Source organism: Bartonella sp. MU70NMGDW (genome assembly GCF_042194085.1).
Taxonomy (GTDB): Bacteria; Pseudomonadota; Alphaproteobacteria; order Rhizobiales; family Rhizobiaceae; genus Bartonella; species Bartonella grahamii.
Genome location: NZ_JBHIMK010000030.1, coordinates 20118 through 22639 on the forward strand (window position 1 = coordinate 20118; position 2522 = coordinate 22639).

The window sequence follows — 2522 nt, forward strand, 5'->3', positions numbered from 1 at the left end:
GTTTTCTACTTTCTGTTGAAAAAAGCAGATATAGTTTTTATCAAAAAAGCTTTTCTCTCAGAAATGTTCTATGTACATTCAAATAGAGCCCTAATGCTCGTTATTAAACCTTATAAAGTTCTTTGAAAATAATATTAATATTGTAATATAATCCTAAAAATAAAATCTGCCCTTTCCTTTTTCATCAAAAGCGGTAAGTAAATTACCGTATATCGCTTACATAAAGGGGAAAACGCAATGCTTAAAGAATTCAAAGAATTTGCCCTAAAAGGTAATATGATTGATCTTGCTATCGGTGTGATTATAGGAGGTGCTTTTGGTAACTTGGTTAACTCAATTGTCAATGATATTTTTATGCCAATCATTGGGCTGATTACAGGTGGAATTGATTTTTCTAATATGTTTATTCAACTTGCTGGCGAAAAACAAGCAACATTGAGTGCCGCCAAAGCAACTGGAGCAACCATTAGCTATGGACACTTTATTACTTTACTTATCAATTTTCTCATTATCGCTTGGGTTCTTTTTTTATTCGTTAAAGCTATGAATAAAATCCGTAGAAAAGAAGAAGAAAGCCCAAAAAAAACGTCTTCAGAAGAACAACTTTTAATAGAAATTAGAGATCTTTTGGCTAAGAAAAAATAATTTTATGCAAGATTTACATCATGGAACACGAGGAAAAAACATTTCCACAGTTGTTCCATGATTGGGTTTTGAGAACAATAAAAATTGTCCCCCTCTTTCTTCCACCATTGCTTTACACATTGGGAGGCCTAAACCTGTTCCTATAAAAGCGCTATCACCAGATCGGCCATCTTTGCGCTCTACTTGACCATAAGGCTGCAGTGCCTTTATAATCTCTTCTTCGTTCATCCCTATACCATTATCACTCACTGAAATTTTTACACGTTCTTTTCTATAAGAAACGTGAACAATGATCTGTCCACCCAAAGGTGTAAAACGAATAGCATTGGAAAGAAGATTCCATACAATCTGGCGAAACACTTGTTGTGATACAGGAATAAATGGAACATGAGGTGGAGCAACAATACGCATGATAATGCCGTTCTGATTGGCTTGAGTTTCAAGAAAAGCTATCGTCGCACGTAAACAAGATATCACATCAAATGTTTCAGAAATAATGGAAGAATCAATCTGGTTATTGGAAACAGAATAATTTATCTTCGAGCACTCTAGTAATTGATTAATCAGCAATAATATATGTTTTCCAGAGGAAATAATATCGCGTAAATATCCACGATAGCGCTCATTTTCTATCGAACCAAAACGGCCTTCTCTCATAATTTCTGCAAAACCAATAAGAGCATTCAAAGGTGTTCGTATTTCATGAACAACCCCAACAATTTTATCCTCTTCTGCTTTTTTTCCTCCTGATGGAACTATTTGTGCCCTATCACGCAACATAACAGCATAATTGCCTTGCTGTGCCAAAAATACAATCGTTATCAAAACGGTTATATTTTTATGATTTTTCGTCATTAAATCAGCTGTTTCTCTGCGATTTAAAACCTGATTTTTCCCCTCCACACGGATTGATTTAAAATATTTTTCAACAAAAAATCGGCTTTGCAAAGTAAATAATGAAGAGAGTGGCTGTCCTCGTAGTTCATTTATTTCATAACCCATTAATGCTAAGGCTGCCCTACTTGCTGATTGAATAAAGCCCTCTTCATCCAACCATAAAACACCATCTGTTGCTGTATCCAACAATGATAAAACTGCTGCGGGCTCTTTTACGAGAGCTTGTTCTATAGCATTTACCGGCAATGTTTGTGTATATGGTAACTGAATAGCTGTTTCTTCAACTAATTTTTTTTCTTTTACCGATGAATTCAATTCATCACGTAATTTCTCTGCAATTTCATGAAAAGCTGAACGTTCTATCTCCGTAAGACATGGCATTTCTGTTTCCAGCTTTTCATCTATTTTTTCTTGGACTTCTTTTCGTATTTTTAAAACACCAAAGCCACGAAACCCCTTAAGCTGCTTTTTAACATCAAAAATTGGCAAAGCCGACAACTCAACATCAAGCCATTGTAAGCAACCATCAACAGGCCATTGAACAATCTCTTTACTCCAAGGCATAGCAGCTTCAATAAAATGACTGAGAACCAGATATCGATCATCATTAAATTGATGAGCAAGCTCATGAAAGCTACATCCTAAAATAGAGGAAGAGAGAGGACCAACAACTTCAGCTAGCTCTTTTGAGACTTCACAAAATAAACCATTATGATCGATTTCCCACGTAAAAGGCCGAGGCAAAAGCTCTGGTGTAAAACGAAAAGCTCCTTGCTGACATTTTAATTCATTTGTATTTAACTTCAATTCATCTGCTTTTAATGGCATAACTAAAACTAAAAAGTGTTGGATTTACTCTCAAATAAATAATGCTAATTTGTTTACAATTACCTGTTCTGGTTAAAATAACTTGATATCTCATATCAATTGTCTGTAGCAAAATTTTGACTGTTTCATCAACAAAACAAGAATAAAAAGAA

Annotated in this window: 2 protein-coding genes; one reads left to right on the forward strand and one right to left on the reverse strand. The window is 34.7% G+C overall.

Annotated elements, in window-relative coordinates; translation table 11 throughout:
• The first annotated feature begins 237 nt into the window (after window positions 1-237).
• On the forward strand, window positions 238-645 hold the full coding sequence (mscL, locus tag ACFIKE_RS04610) for a large conductance mechanosensitive channel protein MscL (protein ID WP_375625612.1): 408 nt from the start codon (window positions 238-240) through the stop codon (window positions 643-645).
• 18 nt (window positions 646-663) lie between these two features.
• On the opposite strand, the gene ACFIKE_RS04615 is transcribed toward mscL, so the two are convergent.
• Entirely contained in the window at window positions 664-2370 is a 1707-nt protein-coding gene (locus ACFIKE_RS04615) for an ATP-binding protein (RefSeq protein ID WP_375648502.1), read from the reverse strand.
• Between the last annotated feature and the right edge of the window lie 152 nt (window positions 2371-2522).